Here is an 18,550-nt window from a genome sequence, read left to right on the forward strand (position 1 = left end):
GACCTCCGAAAGACCCAGAGATTTCAGCCCCAGTGAGCGGGCCCCCGCTCATATGGTTAGGCTGTAGCCGCACGGTTACCGCAAGTGGGTCCGACACCTTGACCCATGGTGGCCGTACAGGGCGAGACCGAGAACCACGGCCGACCCCACCAGCGACAACCGGCGCCACCGCGCCCGAACTGGCCCTCTACACAAGCCCATCGGGCGCCGGACCCCGCGCGACGCTGGGTCAGGCCGCCGGAGCGGGTTACCCGACACACAAGGAGTGCGCGGTGACACCAGAGAAGACGAATCGCGAACAGAGCCCCAAGGACCGGGCCGAGCGGGCCGGCCGGCGCAGGCCGGAGAAGCTCGGCAGTCTCGATGTCTGGGCGAGGTCGGCGCCGATCCGCCTCGCGGGGTACGAGGACGATTTGGCGGAGCCGCACATTCTGCCCAGCGTGGATTGAACCGGGTCCGGTTGCGCCGTGCCGTGGCTGGGGTCGCGGGGCTCTGCCCCGGGCCCCGCGCCTCAATCGCCGGCGGGGCTTGAAAGATAGACCCGCTGGCCTCCCACGAATGTCTGGGTGACCCTCGTCGAACCGATCTCCTCCGGCGGGCCGGCGAACGGGTCCCGGTTCAGGACGGTGAGGTCCGCCAGGTAACCCGCCGCGATCACCCCGGTCTCCGCGTCGAGATGGTTCACGTACGCGCTGCCGGAGGTGTACGCGGTCAGCGCGTCCGCAAGCCCGATCCGCTGTTCCGGAAGGAACACCGGCGTCCCGGCGGGCGCGTCCGTCAGCACCCGGTTCACCGCCACATGGATCCCCTGCAAGGGGTCCGGGCTGCTCACCGGCCAGTCGCTGCCCGCCGCGAGCGTCGCCCCGGCCCGCAGGAGCGACGCGAACGGGTACTGCCGCGCCGAGCGCTCCGTCCCCAGGAACGGGATCGTCAGGTCGTCCATCTGCGGCTCGTGCGCCGCCCACAGCGCCTGCATGTTCGCCGTCGCGCCCAGCTCCCGGAAGCGGCCGATGTCGTCGGGGTGCACCACCTGGAGATGCGCGAGGTGCGGGCGGGTGTCCGTCCAGCCATTGGCCTCCCGTGCCGCTTCGACGGCATCGAGTGCCTCACGGACGGCCCGGTCGCCGAGCGCGTGGAAGTGCACCTGGAATCCGTGCGCGTCCAGTTCGGTCACGTACTTCTTCAGCGCCTCGGGCGGTACGAAGCTGATCCCGCTGTTGTCCGAGCGGCAGCCGCAGCCGTCGAGATACGGGCCGAGCAGCGCCGCCGTGCCGTTCTCCGCGACCCCGTCCTGCATGATCTTCACGGTCGTCGAGCGGAGCCGGCCACGGGTCCCGGCCGTGCGCCGCGCGAGGAGTTCCTCGATCTGCTCGGTGCCGCGCGCCCGGTCCCACCACAGCGCGCCCACGACACGCGCGGTGAGCCGCCCGTCCTCGGCGCACGCCAGGTATGCGTCCGTGGGGTCGGTCAGGTTGGCGTGATCGCCGAGGATGGCGTCCTGCCAGGCCGTGACGCCGAGGGAGTGCAGGTGCTCCTGGGCGCGGAGCAAGCCCGCGATCCTCTCCTCGCGGGTGACCGGCGGGAGCAGCCGTCCGACGAGGTTCGCGGCGCCCTCCTGGAGCATCCCCGTCGGCGTGCCGTCCGCCTCGCGCTCGATGCGCCCGTCCGACGGGTCGGGGGTGCGGGCGTCGATCCCGGCGGCCCGCAGGGCGCGCGAGTTGACCCAGGCGCCGTGGTGGTCGCGGTTGACCAGGTACACCGGCCGGTCCGGCACCAGGGCGTCCAGCTCGGCAGCCGTCGGCAGGCCGCCCGGGAACGCCTCCATCGCCCAGCCGCCCCCGGTGATCCACTCGACGTCCGGGTGCGCGCTCGCGTACGCGGCGATCCGCTCCCGGTACTCGGCGAGCGTCGTCGAGCCGCTCAGGTCGCACTGGCCCATCTCCATGCCCGCCCCGACGGGGTGCGCGTGCGCGTCCTGGAAGCCGGGGACCAGCAACTTCCCCGCCAGGTCGACCACTTCGGTGCGCGGGCCGATGAACTCGCGCACCTCGTCGTGGCCGACGGCGACGATCCGCTCGCCCCGCACCGCGACGGTCGTGGCGCGTGAGCGGGAGGGCGAGCCGGTGTGGACGGGACCGCCGGTGAGGACGAGGTCGGCGGGTGCGGACATGGTCTCAACTCCTAGTGCAGGTAAGGGTGTTACGGGGTGTGGTCAGTTGGCCGTCGGCCCGGCCAGTTCGATGGCGTCGGCGTCCGTGCCGCGCCCGGTCCCGAAGTACGGGGAGCGGCGCCCGAACTTGGCGACGGCGGCCATCGCCAGGCCGGTCAGGACGATGGTCGCGGGCACCGCCAGCATGAACCAGCCGTTGTCCGGTGACAGTACGAAGTGGTCGCTCATCGTCGCGTAGGAGTACGCCAGGTACGCCCCGATGCCGAGCAGCGCGAGGGCGCTGAGTCCGGGCACGAGGACCGCCCGCACCGCCTCCCGGGGCGCGGTGCGCAGCAGCGAGCGGAAGCGGACCGCGCAGGCGAGGGCCGTGAGGCCGTAGTAGAGGGCGACGGTGAGCCCTATGGAGTTCACGGCGGCGAGGATCATCTCGTTCAGCTTCGGTATCGCCAGGGCGAGCAGGGCGACCGCCGCCGCGATCGACATCACGACGACGGTGCCTGCGGCCGGGGAACCGTAACGGGGGCTCACCCGCGTCCAGATCTGCCCCATCGTGCGGTCCCGGCCCATCGCGAGCAGTCCGCGCGCCGTCGGGATCACACTGGCCTGGAGGGACGCGACCGCCGAGAAGAGCAGCGCGAGCAGCGGCAGGCTGGCCACCGGCTCGTCGGCGAGCTTCGCGCCGAGATAGGTGAGGGCCTGGGGGCCCTGCTCGACCAGTTCGGGCAGTGACATCTCGCGCTGGAAGGCCACGGAACCGTAGAGGAAGAGGCCGAGCATCGCGAACAGGGCGATCAGTCCGCCGCGCCCCGCGTCCCGGACGTCCTTCGTCTCCTCGGTGACGGTGAACGCGGCGTCCCAGCCCCAGTAGAAGAACACCGCGAGGACCAGCCCCTGTGCGAAGGCCGTGCCGTCATGGATGTCGAAGGGGTTGAACCACGACCACTGGAAGGCGTGCGGGCCGGTGACCAGGGACCAGCCGCAGAAGCCGAGCAGCACGGCGTATTCGAAGACGAGCAGCCACGCCTGGAGGCGGGTCGCCTTGCGGACGCCGGTGACCGCGGTGACGGTGACGGCGGTGAGGACGAGCAGGCCGACGACGGTCGAGAGAGCCGTCGAGTTCGGATCGAGGCCGAGCCCGAACAGGGTGTGCAGATCGGCCTTGTTGGCGAACTGGAGGAAGACCGAGCCCGTCACCGCGCTCGTGTACGCCATGAAGACCAGTGTGCCGACGAGGGTGACCCAGCCAGTGAGGAAGCCCAGCCAGGGACCCAGCGAGCGGCCCACCCAGACGTAGCCGCTGCCCATGTTCGGCTCCTGCCGGTTCAGGCGCGCGTAGGCCACCGCGATCCCCAGGATCGGCAGGAACGCCACCAGCAGGACCGCCGGCGCGTGCAGCCCGACCGTCGCGGCCAGGGACCCCATCCCGATGCCGATGCTGGTGGTCGCGGCGGTGCTGGACGCGGCGATGGCGATGCCGTCGACGACGCCGAGGGAGCGGCGCAGGCCCGGTGGTTCGCTTCTCATGATCGATCTCCTGACGGCAGGGGAGGCAGGGGAGAGAAAGGTGCGTGAGGGGCGGTGATCGCGATGCGGTGATCGCGATCAAATCGGCCTTGTCAGCTTGCGTCAATGGTGTTGTCATAAGCCGGAAGCGCTGGGCGAGGGAGGGAGAGCGGCCATGACCGAAGGGCGGATCCCGGTGGAGCGGCGGCGCCGCAAGCCGACGAAGTCGGGGGTGCTGCTGTCCGAGGACGTGATCGTCGACTGTGCGTTGCGCCTGGTCGGGCAGCACGGCCCCGACGCGCTGAGCGTGCGCCGCCTCGGCGCGGCACTGGGCTGCGATCCGAGCGCCCTGTACCGCTACTTCCACAGCACGGACGACCTGCTGCTCGCCGTCTCCGACCGGATCATCGGCGAGGCCATGGACGGCTTCGAGCCCGGGCGGATGGCCTGGCGCGACGGGCTGCGCGAGTTCGGCATGCGCATCCACCGCGGGTATCGCGCGCACCCGCGGGTGGCGGCGCTCGCGGCGTACCGGGTGACGCGGCGCGCGCACGAGTTCCGGGCCGTCGACGCGGGCATCGGCCTGCTCAGACGCGCCGGTTTCGGAGCGGAGGACGCGGTGCGTCACTACTCCGCCTTCGTGGACACCGTCCTGGGCCACGCGGCCCTGGACGCCGCGTACTTGGCACTGCCCGCGGAGCGGCGGGAGGCGGACGACCGGGCGTGGACGGGGGAGTACGCGAACCTGCCGGCGGAATCACACCCTCAACTCGGGGCGGCGCGGGAGTACTTGCCGTTGATGGCGGGGAGCTCGTTCGAGGTGGCGCTGGAACTGCTGCTCACGGCGGTGGAGGTGGCGGCGTCGGAGTGAGGATGCGGCAAGGGCTTACGCCTGTGGCGAGCGTGGTCACGGCCAGGAGGAATGAACGTACAGACAAGCTGTCCATCCGGGGCGCGCGCGAGTAGCCTGTTCAGGAGTCCGTGGAATATGCGCGCCGTCAGCGCGGCGCAGCACTTCCGGCGACCTTCGGGCCAGATGGAAGGCCTCCCCACGCCAGCGGCTGCTTATCGCGGGAATCCGACCCGCATCACAGAACTGCTCGCCGCGTGGATCGTTCCGACCGCGGTCGGCCACCCCGCTCCACGAGCAGTGCACTCCGCTTGGGGCGCCCCATGCCTGGCTTCTTCGTAGACGAACTCCTCCTGATCGCTCCCCTTCGACAGAGCGCGGGCGTGCGCCTGTACGGCGAAGTCGTCGGAGCGCACAAGGCGCCCCTGACGGTTGCCGTGACCGAACATGCTCAGATGACCGAAGAGATCACCGTTGATCTCAGGCGCGTGGATTACCTCGCCAACAGCGTGCTGGAAACCTTTGTGGCGCTCGCGCGTCACCTGAACCCGCCCCAGTGCCTGTGTCTGGTGGCAGGGCCCGAACTCGCCCTCGCCGAGCGGCTGGCCCAGCATGGATGGGACGAGATCGACACCCTGCGGGTGGCCACCTCGTGAGCTCGCCGGCGCGGGGGCGTCAGTCCAACTGCCCCCGCAGCCACTCCTCCACCTCACCGACATGCGCCGCGGCAGCGGCCCGCGCGGCCTCCGGGTCGTGGGCGGTCAGGGCGCGAAGGATACGGGCGTGCTCACGGCGGGTGCGCTCGAAGGCGCCCTCCTGCTCGTAACCGCGCCACACGCGGGCCCGGAACGTCCGGGAGGACAGGCCCTCCAGGATCGCCGCCATCGTGTCGTTGCCCGCGGCCGCGGCGATCGTCCGGTGGAACGCCAGGTCGTGGGAGAGGATCTCCTCCGGGTCGTCGGTCGCCTCCATCGCCGCCAAGTGGTCCGCCACATCGTCCAGTTGGGCCCGTGTGATGCGTGCGGCAGCGAGCGCCGTGGCCGTCGACTCCAGGATGCGGCGCACCTCCAGGAGCTCCACGAGGCCGGGTCCCCGCGACAGGTCGGCGACCACCCCGAACGTCTCCAGGAGGTCGCCGGCCTCCAACTGCGTGACGTAGATGCCTGATCCGTGCCGCGCCTCCAGGGCGCCCAGCACCGTGAGCGCCCGGATCGCCTCCCGCATGGAACTGCGCGAGATGCCCAGCTGTGTCGCCAGATCCCGCTCTGTGGGCAGCCGTTGACCCGGTTGCAGCTCTCCGCTGCCGATCATCGCCTTGAGCTGTTCAATGGCCCGCTGGGTGACGGTGGCCTTCTGCATGCCGCGCAGTGTAACCAGCCAGGTGGTCGGACCACTACCAGGAAAGTCGGACCTCTTCCGCGCACCGGCACCAGTAAATACCGAGAAAACTTGGGTACGAAGGGTGTTGGGGCGCCGAAGTGGTCTGATAAATATCTCGGCGCGGGCCGGATCCGGAGGGGTGGAGACCGGCCGTGCCCATGACTTCAGGAGCCGAGGAGCAGTCCGATGACTGGCACCACGATGGACTCGAAGGGGACGACCAGGGGGAACGGGGCGGCGCGCGCCCGGAGTTCCCGGAGGCGAGGGCTGAGCGCGGTCGCCCTGCTCGGCTGCGCCGCGCTCGCCCTCGCCGCCTGCGGCAGCACCAAGGACACCGCGGCGGGAGCGGGTGGTGGCGGCGGTGGAGGCGGCGACGGCAAGGGCAAGGTGGGCGTCGTCCTGCCGCTGCTGACCTCGCCGTTCTGGCAGTCGTACAACGACTACGTGCCGAAGATGGCGAAGTCCGAGGGTGTCGACGCGCTGAAGACCGTCAATTCCAACAGCGACCCCTCGCAGCAGATCACGGACATCAACAACCAGCTCAACCAGGGCGTGAAGGGCCTCGTCGTGGCGCCCCTCGACAGCGCCGCCATCGGCGCGGGACTCGACCAGGCGGAGCGCAAGGGCGTCCCGGTCGTCGCCGTGGACGTCGCGCCCGACAAGGGCAAGGTCGCCATGGTCGTCCGCGCCAACAACGTCGCGTACGGCAAGAAGGCCTGCGCCTACCTCGGCGACCACGTGAAGTCCGGAAAGGTCGTCCAGATCATGGGTGACCTCGCCTCCGTGAACGGGCGCGAGCGGTCCAAGGCCTTCCGGGACTGCGTGAAGAAGGAGTACCCGAAGCTCAAGGTCCTGGAGATCCCCGCGAAGTGGGAGTCCGACACCGCCGCCTCCAAGCTCGACACCCTCCTGAACGCCAACCCCGACATCAAGGGCATCTACATGCAGGCGGGCGGCGTCTATCTCGCGCCGACCCTCCAGACCCTCAAGTCCAAGGGAATGCTGGAGAAGGCGGGGTCCGCCAAGCACATCACGATCGTGTCGAACGACGGCATCCCGCAGGAGTTCGACGCCATCCGCAAGGGCCAGATCGACGCGACGGTCTCGCAGCCCGCCGACACCTACGCCAAGTACGGCATGTACTACATCAAGGCCGCGATGCAGGGGAAGAAGTTCGAGCCGGGACCGACCGACCACGGCTCGAAGATCGTGAAGCTGCCCAGCGGCACCCTGGAGGACCAGCTGCCCGCCCCGCTGGTCACCAAGAAGAACGTCGACGACCCCGAGCTGTGGGGAAACACGGTCAAGTGAGCGCCGCCACCCCGCCCTTGGTCGAGGCCCGCGGCATCGTCAAGCGCTACGGGCCCACGGTCGCCCTCGCCGACGGCCGGCTCACCGTGCACGCGGGCGAGTCCCACGCGCTCGTCGGGCGCAACGGCGCGGGCAAGTCCACGCTCGTCCAGATCCTCACCGGCCTTCAGGCCGCCGACGCGGGCACGCTCACCTTCGACGGGGAGCCCGCGCCGCCGCTCGGCGACCGCGAGGCGTGGCGCGCCAAGGTCGCCTGCGTCTACCAAAAGCCCACCGTCATACCCGAGTTGACCGTCGCGGAGAACCTGTTCCTGAACCGGCAGCCGGGCGCCCGGCGCGGCTTCTTCAGCTGGAAGAGGCTCGACGCCGAGGCCCGCGAACTGCTCGACACCTGGGACGTCCGCGTCGACCCCGGCGCGCGCACCGCCGACCTCAAGGTCGAGGACCGGCAAATGGTCGAGATCGCGCGGGCGTTGAGCGGCGGCGCCCGTTTCATCGTGCTCGACGAGCCGACCGCACAGCTCGACAACCGCGAGATCGAGCGCCTCTTCGCCCGCATGCGCGCCCTCCAGGACTCCGGCGTCACCTTCCTGTTCATCTCGCACCACCTCCAGGAGGTGTACGAGGTGTGCCAGACGGTCACCGTGCTCCGCGACGCCCGCTGGATCACCACCGCCCCGGTCGCCGAACTGCCCCGGCCCGCCCTCGTCGAGGCCATGGCGGGGGAGGCGGTCGCGGAACAGGCGGCGGCAGCTGCCGAGGCGGTCGTCGAGCAGGCGGCCGAGGAGGCCGTCGAGCCCGTCGTGCTCGAGGTCGCGGGCCTCGCCTCGGAGACGTACGAGGACGTGGACCTGACCGTGCGGCGCGGAGAGGTCCTCGGGCTCGCGGGCTCCAGCGGCAGCGGCAAGATCGCCCTCGCGGAGTCCCTCGCCGGGCTGCACACGCCCACCTCCGGCACCGCCCGGCTCGACGGGCGCCCGCTGCCCTTCGGGGACGTGTCCGCCGCGCTCGCCGCGGGTGTGGGGTGCGTGCCGCGCGACCGGCACGACCAGGGCCTCGTCACCGGGATGTCCATCGGCGACAACTCCACGCTGTCGGTGCTCGGGCGGCTCGGCCGGCACGGATTCATCGGCACCGAGAACCGCCGGCGGTTCGCCCGTGAGCTGATCGAGCGGCTCGACATCCATGCGGAGGGGCCCGACCAGCCGGTGTCCGACCTCTCCGGCGGCAACGCGCAGAAGGTGGTGATGGCCCGTGCGCTGGCCTCCGACCCGCGGCTGCTCGTGCTCATCAACCCGACCGCCGGCGTCGATGTGAAGTCGAAGGAGTCGCTGCTGAGGAGGGTCGACAGCGCGCGCGACGACGGTACGGCGGTCCTCGTCGTCTCGGACGAGCTCGACGATCTGCGGCGCTGCGACCGGGTGCTTGTGCTGTTCCACGGACGCGTCGTCGCGGAACACGCGGCGGGGTGGGCCGACCATGCGTTGATCGCGTCGATCGAGGGGGTTTCCAGTGACGTCCACCCGTAAGGTTGCGGTCACTCCGGTGCCCAGGCCTCGGGGCTCCGCCCCGGACCCCGCTGCTCAAACGCCGCAGGGGCTTGAAAGCGCCAAGAACGTCCTGTTGCGCCGCGCACGCGAACTCGCCCTCGTGCCCGCCCTGTTGCTGCTCCTGATCCTCGGGGCCGTGCTCAACGACTCGTTCCTGACCGAGCAGAACATCATCTCCATCCTCGGCTCCTCCGCCGCCCTCGCGATGGTGGTGCTCGCCGAGTCGCTCGTGCTCATCAGCGGAAAGTTCGACCTGTCGCTCGAATCGGTCGTCGGTATCGCGCCCGCCTTCGGCGCACTGCTCGTGCTGCCCGTCGCGCAGTCCGGGTTCGGGACCGAATTCCCCGTCGCCGTCTCGCTGTTGGCGGTACTCGTGGCCGGGGCGTGCATCGGCGCCTTCAACGGTGTGCTCGTCGTCAAGCTGAAGCTCAACGCGTTCATCGTGACGCTCGCGATGCTGATCGTGCTGCGCGGGCTGCTCGTCGGAGCCACCAAGGGCAAGACGCTGTTCGGGATGCCCGACGCGTTCTTCGCGCTCGCCACCTCCACGTTCCTGCGCATCCCGATGTCGGTGTGGTTCGCCGCCGTCGCGTTCGGGATCGCGGGGCTCGTCCTCAAGTACCACCGTGTGGGCCGCGCCCTGTACGCGATCGGCGGCAACGCCGAGGCCGCGCGCGCCGCCGGAATCCGCGTCGAGCGCGTCATGCTCGGTGTCTTCGTGGTCGCGGGTGTCCTCGCCTCCGTCGGAGGCATCATGCAGACCGGATACGTGGGTGCCATCAGCGCCAACCAGGGCAACAACATGATCTTCACGGTGTTCGCCGCCGCGGTCATCGGAGGCATCAGCCTGGACGGCGGCAAGGGCACCATGTTCGGCGCCCTGACCGGCGTACTGCTGCTCGGTGTCGTGCAGAACATGCTGACCCTCGCCCAGGTGCCGTCCTTCTGGATCCAGGCCATCTACGGCGGGATCATCCTGCTCGCCCTCATGGTCGCCCGTGTCACCACCGGCCGCGCCCAGGACTGACACCGCCCGACCACGCCCCCGCCCGAAAGGCAGCACGTGTCTTCCACTCCGCCCCGTGTCACCGCCGTCGACACGTACGACATCCGGTTCCCGACCTCCAGGGAGCTGGACGGCTCCGACGCCATGAACCCGGATCCCGACTACTCCGCCGCGTACGTCGTGCTGCGCACCGACGACCCGGACGGGCACGAGGGGCACGGCTTCACCTTCACCATCGGACGCGGCAACGACGTGCAGGTCGCCGCGATCCGCGCGCTGAGCCAGCACGTCGTGGGCCGACCGCTCGACGTGCTGTGCGCCGACCCGGGAAGTCTCAATCGCGACCTGATCGGCGACAGCCAACTGCGGTGGCTCGGGCCCGAGAAGGGCGTGATGCACATGGCGATCGGCGCCGTCGTCAACGCCGCCTGGGACCTCGCCGCCAAGCGTGCCGCCAAGCCGCTGTGGCGGCTGCTCGCCGAGGCGGACCCCGCGTGGCTGGTGTCCCAGGTCGACTTCCGCTACATCGCCGACGCGCTCACCCCCGAAGAGGCACTGGAGCTGCTGGAGGCGGGGCGGCAGGGCGCCGCCGACCGCACCGCGCGCCTCGTCGAGCGCGGCTATCCCGGCTACACCACCTCGCCCGGCTGGCTCGGCTACAGCGACGAGAAGCTCACCCGCCTCGCCCGGCAGGCCGTCGCCGACGGCTTCACCCAGATCAAGCTGAAGGTCGGCGCCGACCTCGAAGACGACATCCGCCGCTGCCGCACCGCCCGCGCGGTCGTCGGCCCCGACATCCGCATGGCCGTCGACGCCAACCAGCGCTGGAACGTCGGCGACGCCGTCCAATGGACCAACGCGCTGGCCGAGTTCGCGCCCTACTGGGTGGAGGAGCCCACCAGCCCCGACGACATCCTGGGCCACGCGGCCATCCGTGAGGGTGTCGCCCCGGTGAAGGTCGCCACCGGCGAACACGTGCAGAACCGCGTCGTGTTCAAGCAGCTCCTCCAGGCCGGTGCCATCGACGTCCTTCAGATCGACGCCGCGCGCGTCGGCGGTGTCAACGAGAACCTGGCGATCCTGCTGCTCGCCGCGAAGTTCGGCGTCCCCGTGTGCCCGCACGCGGGCGGCGTCGGCCTGTGCGAACTCGTCCAGCACCTGTCGATGTTCGACTACGTCGCGCTGTCCGGCACCACCGAGGACCGCGTCATCGAGTACGTCGACCATCTGCACGAACACTTCGTCGACCCGGTCGTCGTCCGCAAGGGCCACTACGCCGCCCCGACCGCCCCCGGCTTCTCCGCCACCATGCACGCCTCGTCCATCGCCGAATTCACCTACCCGGACGGCGAGTTCTGGGCGCGTGACCTCGCCACCGAACCGAACGGAGCCGCCGCATGAGCGACACCCCTGTCCGCAGTGTTCAGGACTTCGCCGGCCTGAAGGCCCTCGTCACCGGCGGCGCCTCCGGCATCGGCCGGGCCACCGCCGAGCTGCTCGCCGCGCGCGGCGCCGACGTCGCCGTGCTCGACCGGGACATCACCGACGTGGAGAAGCCGCTGCGCGGGTACGCCGCCGATGTCACCGACGACGCCGCCGTGCGGGCCGCCGTGGCCGCGGCCGTCGGCGACCTGGGCGGACTCGACGTACTCGTCAACAACGCGGGCATCGGCGCCCAGGGCACCGTCGCCGACAACGACGACGCCGAATGGCACCGCGTCCTCGACGTCAACGTCGTCGGGATGGTCCGCGTGGCACGGGCCGCGCTCCCCGCGCTGAGGGACTCCGCGCACGCCGCGATCGTCAACACCTGCTCCATCGCCGCCACGGCGGGACTCCCGCAGCGGGCCCTGTACGCGGCGTCCAAGGGTGCCGTCCTCTCCCTCACGCTCGCCATGGCCGCCGACCACATCCGCGAGGGCATCCGCGTCAACTGCGTGAACCCCGGCACCGCCGACACCCCCTGGGTCGGCCGGCTCCTCGACAAGGCCGACGACCCGGCCGCCGAACGCGCCGCCCTCGAAGCCCGCCAGCCCACCGGGCGCCTGGTCTCCGCCGCCGAAGTCGCGGGCGCCATAGCCCACTTGGCGAGCCCGCTGTCCGGCGCGACGACCGGCACGTCCATCGCCGTGGACGGCGGCATGCAGGGGCTGCGCCTTCGCCCCGTGGACCAGTGACCCGCATGCGTACCAGCACGCTCGGCCGCACCGACGTCCCGGTCACCGCGCTCGGCTTCGGCGGCGCGGCCATCGGCAACCTCTACACACCGGTCCGCGACGACGAGGCCCACCTCGCCCTGGACGCCGCGTGGGAGGCGGGCCTGCGCTACTTCGACACGGCGCCGCACTACGGCCTCGGGCTTTCCGAGCGCCGGATCGGCGAGTACCTGCGCAGCCGGCCCACGGGCGCGTACACCGTGTCCACGAAGGTCGGCAGGCTCCTCGAACCGTACGAGGGTGGCGGCGATGACAGCGCCCACGGCTTCGCCGTTCCCGCCACGGCGCGCCGGGTGTGGGACTTCAGCGCGGCCGGGGTGCGCCGCTCCATCGAGGAGAGCCTCGGGCGGCTCGGTCTCGACCGCATCGACGTCGCCTACCTCCACGACCCCGACGACCACGCCAAGGAGGCCTTCGCGGAGGCCTACCCCGAGCTGGAGCGGCTGCGCGGCGAAGGGCTCGTCGGCGCCATCGGCGCGGGCATGAACCAGTCCGCGATGCTGACCCGTTTCGTCCGCGACACCGACGTGGACGTGGTGCTGTGCGCCGGCCGCTACTCGCTGCTCGACCAGCGCGCCCTGAAGACGTTGCTGCCCGCCGCCGCCGAACGCGGTGTGTCCGTCGTCATCGGCGGCGTCTTCAACTCCGGGCTGCTCGCCGACCCCACACAGGGCGGCACGTTCGACTACGCCCTCGCCTCGCCCGAGGTCCTCTCCCGCGCCCGCCGCTTCCAGGACCTCGCCGAACGCCACGGCACGACCTTGCGCGCCGCCGCGCTCGCCTTCCCGTTCGGTCACCCGGGCGTCACCAGCGTGCTCGTCGGCACCCGCTCGGCAGCCGAAGTCACGGACATGGAGCGGCAGTTCACCGCGCAGGTGCCCGCCGCTCTCTGGAAAGAGGCCCGCGACCTGCACCTCCTCCCGGCCGAGGTCCCCATCCCCGCTGAACAGGAGCCGCACGCGTGAGAATCGCCCTGCACACCAAGGTCCGCGCCGATCTCATCGACGCGTACGAGGCCGCCCACCGCGAGGTGCCGGACGAACTCGTCGCCGCGATCCGCGCGGCGGGCGCCCGCCAGTGGACGATCTGGCGCAGCGGCACCGACCTGTTCCACGTCATCGAGTGCGAGGACTACGCCCGCATGCTCGCCGAACTCGACAAGCTGCCCGTGAACATCGCCTGGCAGGCCCGCATGGACGAACTCCTCGACGTCACCCACGACTACTCCGCCGCAGGCGCGGACGCCGGGCTTCCCGTCGTGTGGGAGCTGCCGTGACCCCCGGGATCGTCGACGCGCACCACCACGTCTGGGACCTGTCCGTACGCGACCAGGACTGGATCACCGGGCCCGAACTCGCCCCGATCCGACGCACGTTCACCCTCGACGAGTTGGCCCCCGAGCTGCGGGCGGCCGGTGTCGAGGCGACCGTGCTCGTGCAGACGGTGACCGTCGCCGAGGAGACGCCCGAGCTCCTGGCGCTCGCCGAGCGCAGCGACCTCGTCGCCGGGGTCGTCGGCTGGACCGATCTGACCAGGCCCGACGTCCGCGACACCGTGGACCGGCTGCGGGAGCTGCCGGGCGGACGGCACCTGGTGGGGATCCGGCACCAGGTGCAGGGCGAGAGCGACCCCGGCTGGCTGCTGCGGCCCGACGTACGGCGCGGGCTCGCCGCCGTCGCGGACGCCGGGCTCGTCTACGACCTGGTGGTCCTGCCGCACCAGCTGCCGGCCTGCGTCAAGGTCGCGGCAGAACACCCAGGACTCACCTTCGTCCTCGACCACTTGGGCAAGCCGTCGATCGCGGCGGGGGAGCTCGTCCCCTGGCGGGACGACGTCCGCGCGCTCGCCGCGCTGCCCAACACCGTCTGCAAACTCTCCGGCATGGTCACCGAGGCCGACTGGACGGGCTGGACCGTGGACCAGCTGCGGCCCTACGCGGACACGGTCATCGACGCCTTCGGGCCCGCCCGTGTGATGTTCGGCTCCGACTGGCCGGTGTGCACGCTCGCGGCCACGTACCAGCACGTCGTGGACACGGCACGGGAGTTGGTGGGCGGCGCGGATCCGCACGTCTTCGGGGAGACCGCCCGCCGCGTCTACCTCAACCGGGTCGGCGGCAGGAACTCCCGTACGTAGGTCCGCTCCCACCACGCCCCCGTCTCCCGCAGCTCCCGCCACGACGTGAAGCGGTAGCGGTACACGCGCGCCCGGATGTGCACGGGCGGCGCGTCGGCCGGGAAGGGGGAGTGGCGCAGCAGCCGCAGCGTGTCCCGGTCGCCCTCCAGGAGGCGCTCGACCAGCACCTCGAACCAGGACCGGGCGTACGCGGGGGACAACGCGGCGAACCACATCATCCAGTCGAGCCGCAGATGGTAGGGCGCGAACTGGCGCGGCAGGCGGCGCGGATCACCCGGCTTGCCCTTGAACTCGTAGGCCAGCCAGCCCGATTCGGGGCGCGGCACCTCGTCCGCCGTGCCCTCGATCACGATCTCCTGGCGCACCCGGCCGACCGAGCCGAACGCCCCGTACGTGTTGACCAGGTGCAGGGAGTCGTAGGAGCGGTTCATGGACTGGCGGCGCGAGAGCAGATTGCGCACCGGCCGGTAGCTGAGCCCCGCGACCGCCGCCGTCAGGACGATGACCATCACCTCGTACCAGAGGGGAGCCCCGGGAAGCGCCGGTGGTGTGTGCAGGGAGGACAGGTCGAGGGCGGAGGCGGCCAGGACGATCGCGAGCCAGTTCAGCCACGCGAAGTTGCCCGAGGCGACCAGCCACAGCTGGGTGACGATCATGAGGGCGGCCGCCCAGCCGGCGACCGGCTGCGGGGTGAAGAGCAGGAAGGGGACCGCCAACTGGGTGACGTGGTTGGCCGCGACCTCCACCCGGTGCAGCGGACGCGGCAGATGGTGGAAGAACCAGCTCAGCGGGCCCGGCATCGGCTGCGTCTCGTGGTGGAAGTCGAGACAGGTCAGCTTCCGCCAGCACTCGTCGCCGCGCAGCTTGATCAGTCCGGCCCCGAATTCGAGGCGGAACAGCACCCAGCGCAGCAGGAACAGCACCAGGACCGGCGGCGCCACCTCGTCGTTGCCGAGGAACACCGCAAGGAAGCCGACCTCCAGGAGCAGCGACTCCCAGCCGAAGCCGTACCAGGTCTGCCCGACGTTCACGATCGACAGATACAGCGCCCACGGCACCAGCCACAGCGCCATCGCCGCCCACAGCGGCAGCAGCCCGTCCACCCCGGCCAGCAGCCCGGCCGCCACCGCCGCGCCGCCCCACGCGCACCCGGCGAAGAACCGGTCCGAGTAGTGCAGCCGGAACAGCGAGGGCGCGGCCCGCCACGGCACACGCGCCACGAACCGGGGGACCGGCGTCATCCCCCGCTCCCCGAGCAGCGCACGGAACTGGAGCGCCGCCGCCACGAACGCGACGAGGTACAGCGCCGCGAGCCCGCGCTGGAACACCAGGCGGGCGAGCCAGAGGTCCGAATCGCCGAGCCAGTCCATCCCTCCAGTGTGTCCCCGCTTCCGCACCAAGGTCACGACGTGCGGGCACAGGGGGCTCGGCCTAGCGTGGGGCCCATGGGCGCGGGTGGCAGGGGCGGCGAGGAGCCCGGGAACGCCCCAGGCGGGGAGGGCCCGGAGGACACCTCACGCGGATTTCTGGAGGCCTACGGCCGCGGCCTGCGCATGGGCAGCTTCGACTGGGACCTCGACACCGGCCTCATGGCCATGGACGCCCAGGCCCACGAGGTCTTCGACCTGCGCCCCGACGAGTACGACGACCACCCCGGGACCCTCGCCCGGCGGGTGCCGCCCAGCGAGGGCGGGCGGCTCGACGAGCTCGTGGCGCGGGCCCTGAAGAGCGGCGAGGAGACCTACGGAACGTACTTCCGCATCCGCACCCGCACGGGCGACATGCGCTGGACCCACACCCGCGGCTACATCCGGCGGGACGAGCGCGGCCGCCCGCGCCGCATCGTGGGCATCGTCCGCGATGCCACCGACGAGCTGAACGACGCCACCGTGCACGCCGAGCGCGAGGCCCGGCGGGCCCTGCGCAGCGGCGACACCGGCGTCGTGCAGTACACCACGGCCGCCCTCGCGCACGCCCGCACCGTCCAGGACGTCATCGACGTGCTGCGCGACACCCACGGCGTCGACGAGCGCGGCTCGGCCAGCTTCGTCATGGGCCTGGTCAGGGCCGGGCGCATTCACCTCGTCGCCGAGGGACCCCAGGGCACGTTCGTGCCGGGCATCCACACCACCCGCGTCGACGACCCGTATCCGATGAGCGAGGCCGTGCGCACTCTCCAGCCCCGCTTCATCGAGTCGCCGCAGGAGTTCGCCGCCGACTACCCCGAGCTGTGGCCGCGGCTCGCCCACATGGAGATCACCTCGGCCGCCTACCTGCCGCTCATCGCGCAGGCCAAGCCCATCGGCGTGGTCGGCCTGCTCTTCCACGACCGGCAGGGCTTCACGGACTCCGAGCGCAATGTCATGGTCGCGCTCGGCAGCAGCATCGCGCAGAGCCTCCAGCGCGCCATGTTCTACGAGCAGGAGAAGGACCTCGCCCAGGGCCTCCAGCAGGCCATGCTGCCCCGGACCATCCCCGACGTGCCGGGCGCCGACCTGGCTGTCCGCTACCGCGCCGCCTCCGTGGGCCGGGACATCGGCGGGGACTGGTACGACGTGATCCCGCTGCCCGGCGGCCGGGTCGGCGCGGTCATCGGCGACGTCCAGGGACACGACACGCACGCCGCCGCCGTCATGGGCCAGCTGCGCATCGTGCTGCGCGCCTACGCCGCCGAGGGCCACACGCCCGCCACCGTCATGGCCCGCGCCTCCTCCTTCCTGCACGAACTCGACACCGACCGCTTCGCGACCTGCCTGTACGCGGAGGCCGACCTGTCGACCGGCGTCGTCCAGCTCGTGCGGGCCGGACACCTCGACCCGCTGCTGCGCCTGATGGACGGGAACTGCCGCAGGCTCGCGGTCGCGGGCGGGCTCCCGCTCGGCCTGTCCGCCGAGTTCGGGCGCCTCGAGTACCCGGTGACCACCGCCGAACTCGACCCCGGTGAGGCGCTGGTGCTGTGCACCGACGGCCTCGTCGAGAAGCCCGGCACCGACCTCGACGACGGGCTCCAGACCCTCACCACGCTCATCGGCACGGGCCCCGACGACCTCGACCAGCTGGCGGACCGGCTCGTCGCCTCGGTCGAGGACCGCGACACCGAGGACGACGTGGCACTGCTGCTCCTGCGCCGCCGCGGCGCGGGCGCCGTGCAGAGCGGCGGCCGGCTCACCGAGCACGTGCCGCCCGGAGACCCGGACGCGCTGAGGGCGGCCCGCCACATGATCCGGCACGCCGTCCGCGCCTGGGGAGCGCGGGACAACGCCGACGAGATCGAGCTCGTCGCCGACGAGATGATCACCAACGCCCTCATGCACACCGAAGGACCCGCCATCGTCACCCTGCGCGTCCTGACCGGCGCCGACCGAAGGCTCAGGGTCGACGTGGAGGACACGTCGAGCGCCCTGCCGCGCCGCCGCGAGGCGGGCGAGGACGGCGTCTCGGGGCGCGGCCTGTTCCTCGTCGACCAGCTCGCCGACGTGTGGGGCGTGGAGGCGCGTGGCGTCGGCAAGTGCGTCTGGTGCGAATTCGTGGTGCCCGCGCGCGAGTGAGAGGCTGGTGGGCATGCCGGAGCTCCCTGAGGTCGAAGCGCTCAAGGACTTCCTCACCGGGCACCTGGTGGGGCACGACATCGTGCGCGTCCTGCCGGTGGCGGTGAGCGTCCTGAAGACGTACGACCCGCCGCTCACCGCCCTGGAGGGCCGCACGGTCACGTCCGTGGCACGGCACGGCAAGTTCCTCGACCTGAGCACCGAGGACGGGCCCCACCTGGTCACGCACCTGGCCCGCGCCGGCTGGCTGCAATGGAAGGACCGGCTGCCCGACGGCCCGCCCAAACCCGGCAAGGGCCCCCTCGCCCTGCGCGTCGCCCTGGAGACCGGCGAGGGCTTCGACCTCACCGAGGCCGGCACCACGAAGAAGCTCGCGGTGTACGTGGTCCGGGACCCCGGCGAGGTGCCGGGCGTCGCCCGCCTCGGCCCCGACCCGCTGGCGGACGACTTCGACGAGGCGGCGTTCGCCCGGCTCCTCAAGGGGGAGCGGCGCCAGATCAAGGGCGCCCTGCGCGACCAGTCGCTCATCGCGGGCATCGGCAACGCCTACAGCGACGAGATCCTGCACGCCGCCCGCATGTCCCCGTTCAAGCCGACGTCCGGGCTGAACGCCGACGACGTGCACACGCTGTACGAGGCGATGCGCACGACGCTGACCGAAGCCGTCGAACGCTCGCGCGGGGTCGCCGCAGGCAAGCTCAAGGCCGAGAAGAAGAGCGGCCTTCGCGTGCACGGACGGGCCGGGGAGGCGTGCCCCGTGTGCGGGGACACGGTCCGCGAGGTCAGCTTCAGCGACAGCGCGTTGCAGTACTGCCCGACGTGCCAGACGGGCGGCAAGCCGCTCGCCGACCGGCGGATGTCGCGGCTGCTGAAGTAGCCG

General features: G+C 71.5%; 17 protein-coding genes. 13 read left to right on the plus strand and 4 right to left on the minus strand.

Annotated elements, in window-relative coordinates; all coding sequences use genetic code 11:
* Nucleotides 1-272 precede the first annotated feature (272 nt).
* Nucleotides 273-449 carry a hypothetical protein gene (locus tag ACNYS0_RS38925; RefSeq protein ID WP_267072111.1) on the plus strand — a complete coding sequence of 59 codons (177 nt, stop codon included), beginning with the start codon at nucleotides 273-275 and terminating at the stop codon, nucleotides 447-449.
* Nucleotides 450-511: 62 nt separating this feature from the next.
* Here the strand turns inward: ACNYS0_RS38925 and ACNYS0_RS38930 are convergent, their stop codons facing one another.
* Both ACNYS0_RS38930 and ACNYS0_RS38935 read right to left on the minus strand, forming a co-directional pair.
* Complete coding sequence (locus ACNYS0_RS38930; RefSeq protein WP_422480948.1) at nucleotides 512-2,170, minus strand: amidohydrolase; 1,659 nt, start codon at nucleotides 2,168-2,170, stop codon at nucleotides 512-514.
* A 42-nt stretch (nucleotides 2,171-2,212) separates the two neighbouring features.
* Complete coding sequence (locus tag ACNYS0_RS38935; protein WP_422480950.1) at nucleotides 2,213-3,694, minus strand: APC family permease; 1,482 nt, start codon at nucleotides 3,692-3,694, stop codon at nucleotides 2,213-2,215.
* 154 nt (nucleotides 3,695-3,848) lie between these two features.
* On the opposite strand from ACNYS0_RS38935, the gene ACNYS0_RS38940 reads away from it, so the two are divergent.
* Together ACNYS0_RS38940 and ACNYS0_RS38945 are read left to right on the plus strand one after the other, a co-directional pair.
* Complete coding sequence (locus ACNYS0_RS38940) at nucleotides 3,849-4,544, plus strand: TetR/AcrR family transcriptional regulator (RefSeq protein ID WP_422480952.1); 696 nt, start codon at nucleotides 3,849-3,851, stop codon at nucleotides 4,542-4,544.
* A gap of 302 nt (nucleotides 4,545-4,846) precedes the next feature.
* Nucleotides 4,847-5,179: a hypothetical protein gene (locus tag ACNYS0_RS38945; RefSeq protein ID WP_422480954.1), complete on the plus strand. Its 333-nt coding sequence runs from the start codon at nucleotides 4,847-4,849 to the stop codon at nucleotides 5,177-5,179.
* A gap of 19 nt (nucleotides 5,180-5,198) precedes the next feature.
* Here the strand turns inward: ACNYS0_RS38945 and ACNYS0_RS38950 are convergent, their stop codons facing one another.
* Entirely contained in the window at nucleotides 5,199-5,882 is a 684-nt protein-coding gene (locus tag ACNYS0_RS38950; RefSeq protein WP_422480956.1) for a FadR/GntR family transcriptional regulator, read from the minus strand.
* Between the two features lie 222 nt (nucleotides 5,883-6,104).
* Here ACNYS0_RS38950 and ACNYS0_RS38955 point away from each other — a divergent pair, with 222 nt between their 5' ends.
* From ACNYS0_RS38955 to ACNYS0_RS38990, 8 genes are all read left to right on the plus strand, one after another.
* Nucleotides 6,105-7,214 (plus strand): sugar ABC transporter substrate-binding protein, encoded by a 1,110-nt coding sequence (locus ACNYS0_RS38955; protein ID WP_422482886.1) that lies wholly within the window; start codon nucleotides 6,105-6,107, stop codon nucleotides 7,212-7,214.
* The gene (locus tag ACNYS0_RS38960) at nucleotides 7,211-8,743 is read left to right on the plus strand and encodes a sugar ABC transporter ATP-binding protein (protein ID WP_422480958.1); all 1,533 of its coding nucleotides are present in this window, start codon (nucleotides 7,211-7,213) and stop codon (nucleotides 8,741-8,743) included. Before ACNYS0_RS38955 ends, ACNYS0_RS38960 begins: the two co-directional genes overlap by 4 nt.
* 91 nt (nucleotides 8,744-8,834) lie before the next feature.
* Nucleotides 8,835-9,791, plus strand: coding sequence for an ABC transporter permease (locus tag ACNYS0_RS38965; RefSeq protein ID WP_422482887.1), 957 nt, complete (start codon nucleotides 8,835-8,837; stop codon nucleotides 9,789-9,791).
* Nucleotides 9,792-9,827: 36 nt separating this feature from the next.
* Nucleotides 9,828-11,171: an L-fuconate dehydratase gene (locus tag ACNYS0_RS38970; protein WP_422480960.1), complete on the plus strand. Its 1,344-nt coding sequence runs from the start codon at nucleotides 9,828-9,830 to the stop codon at nucleotides 11,169-11,171.
* Entirely contained in the window at nucleotides 11,168-11,947 is a 780-nt protein-coding gene (locus ACNYS0_RS38975) for an SDR family NAD(P)-dependent oxidoreductase (RefSeq protein WP_422480962.1), read from the plus strand. Before ACNYS0_RS38970 ends, ACNYS0_RS38975 begins: the two co-directional genes overlap by 4 nt.
* A 5-nt stretch (nucleotides 11,948-11,952) precedes the next feature.
* Nucleotides 11,953-12,951: an aldo/keto reductase gene (locus ACNYS0_RS38980; RefSeq protein ID WP_422480964.1), complete on the plus strand. Its 999-nt coding sequence runs from the start codon at nucleotides 11,953-11,955 to the stop codon at nucleotides 12,949-12,951.
* Nucleotides 12,948-13,262, plus strand: a complete 315-nt coding sequence (locus ACNYS0_RS38985; protein WP_422480966.1) for an L-rhamnose mutarotase — start codon at nucleotides 12,948-12,950, stop codon at nucleotides 13,260-13,262. The genes ACNYS0_RS38980 and ACNYS0_RS38985 overlap by 4 nt, the downstream gene beginning before the upstream one ends.
* On the plus strand, nucleotides 13,259-14,122 hold the full coding sequence (locus ACNYS0_RS38990) for an amidohydrolase family protein (RefSeq protein WP_422480968.1): 864 nt from the start codon (nucleotides 13,259-13,261) through the stop codon (nucleotides 14,120-14,122). The genes ACNYS0_RS38985 and ACNYS0_RS38990 overlap by 4 nt, the downstream gene beginning before the upstream one ends.
* Here ACNYS0_RS38990 and ACNYS0_RS38995 read toward each other — a convergent pair.
* Entirely contained in the window at nucleotides 14,083-15,492 is a 1,410-nt protein-coding gene (locus tag ACNYS0_RS38995; protein WP_422480970.1) for a lipase maturation factor family protein, read from the minus strand. The genes ACNYS0_RS38990 and ACNYS0_RS38995 overlap by 40 nt on opposite strands.
* A 75-nt stretch (nucleotides 15,493-15,567) precedes the next feature.
* Here ACNYS0_RS38995 and ACNYS0_RS39000 point away from each other — a divergent pair, with 75 nt between their 5' ends.
* Nucleotides 15,568-17,670, plus strand: coding sequence for a SpoIIE family protein phosphatase (locus ACNYS0_RS39000; RefSeq protein WP_422480972.1), 2,103 nt, complete (start codon nucleotides 15,568-15,570; stop codon nucleotides 17,668-17,670).
* Nucleotides 17,671-17,683: 13 nt separating this feature from the next.
* Nucleotides 17,684-18,547, plus strand: a complete 864-nt coding sequence (locus ACNYS0_RS39005) for an Fpg/Nei family DNA glycosylase (RefSeq protein WP_422480974.1) — start codon at nucleotides 17,684-17,686, stop codon at nucleotides 18,545-18,547.
* Nucleotides 18,548-18,550: the final 3 nt, after the last annotated feature.

Source organism: Streptomyces anthophorae (assembly GCF_049310305.1).
Lineage (GTDB): Bacteria > Actinomycetota > Actinomycetes > Streptomycetales > Streptomycetaceae > Streptomyces.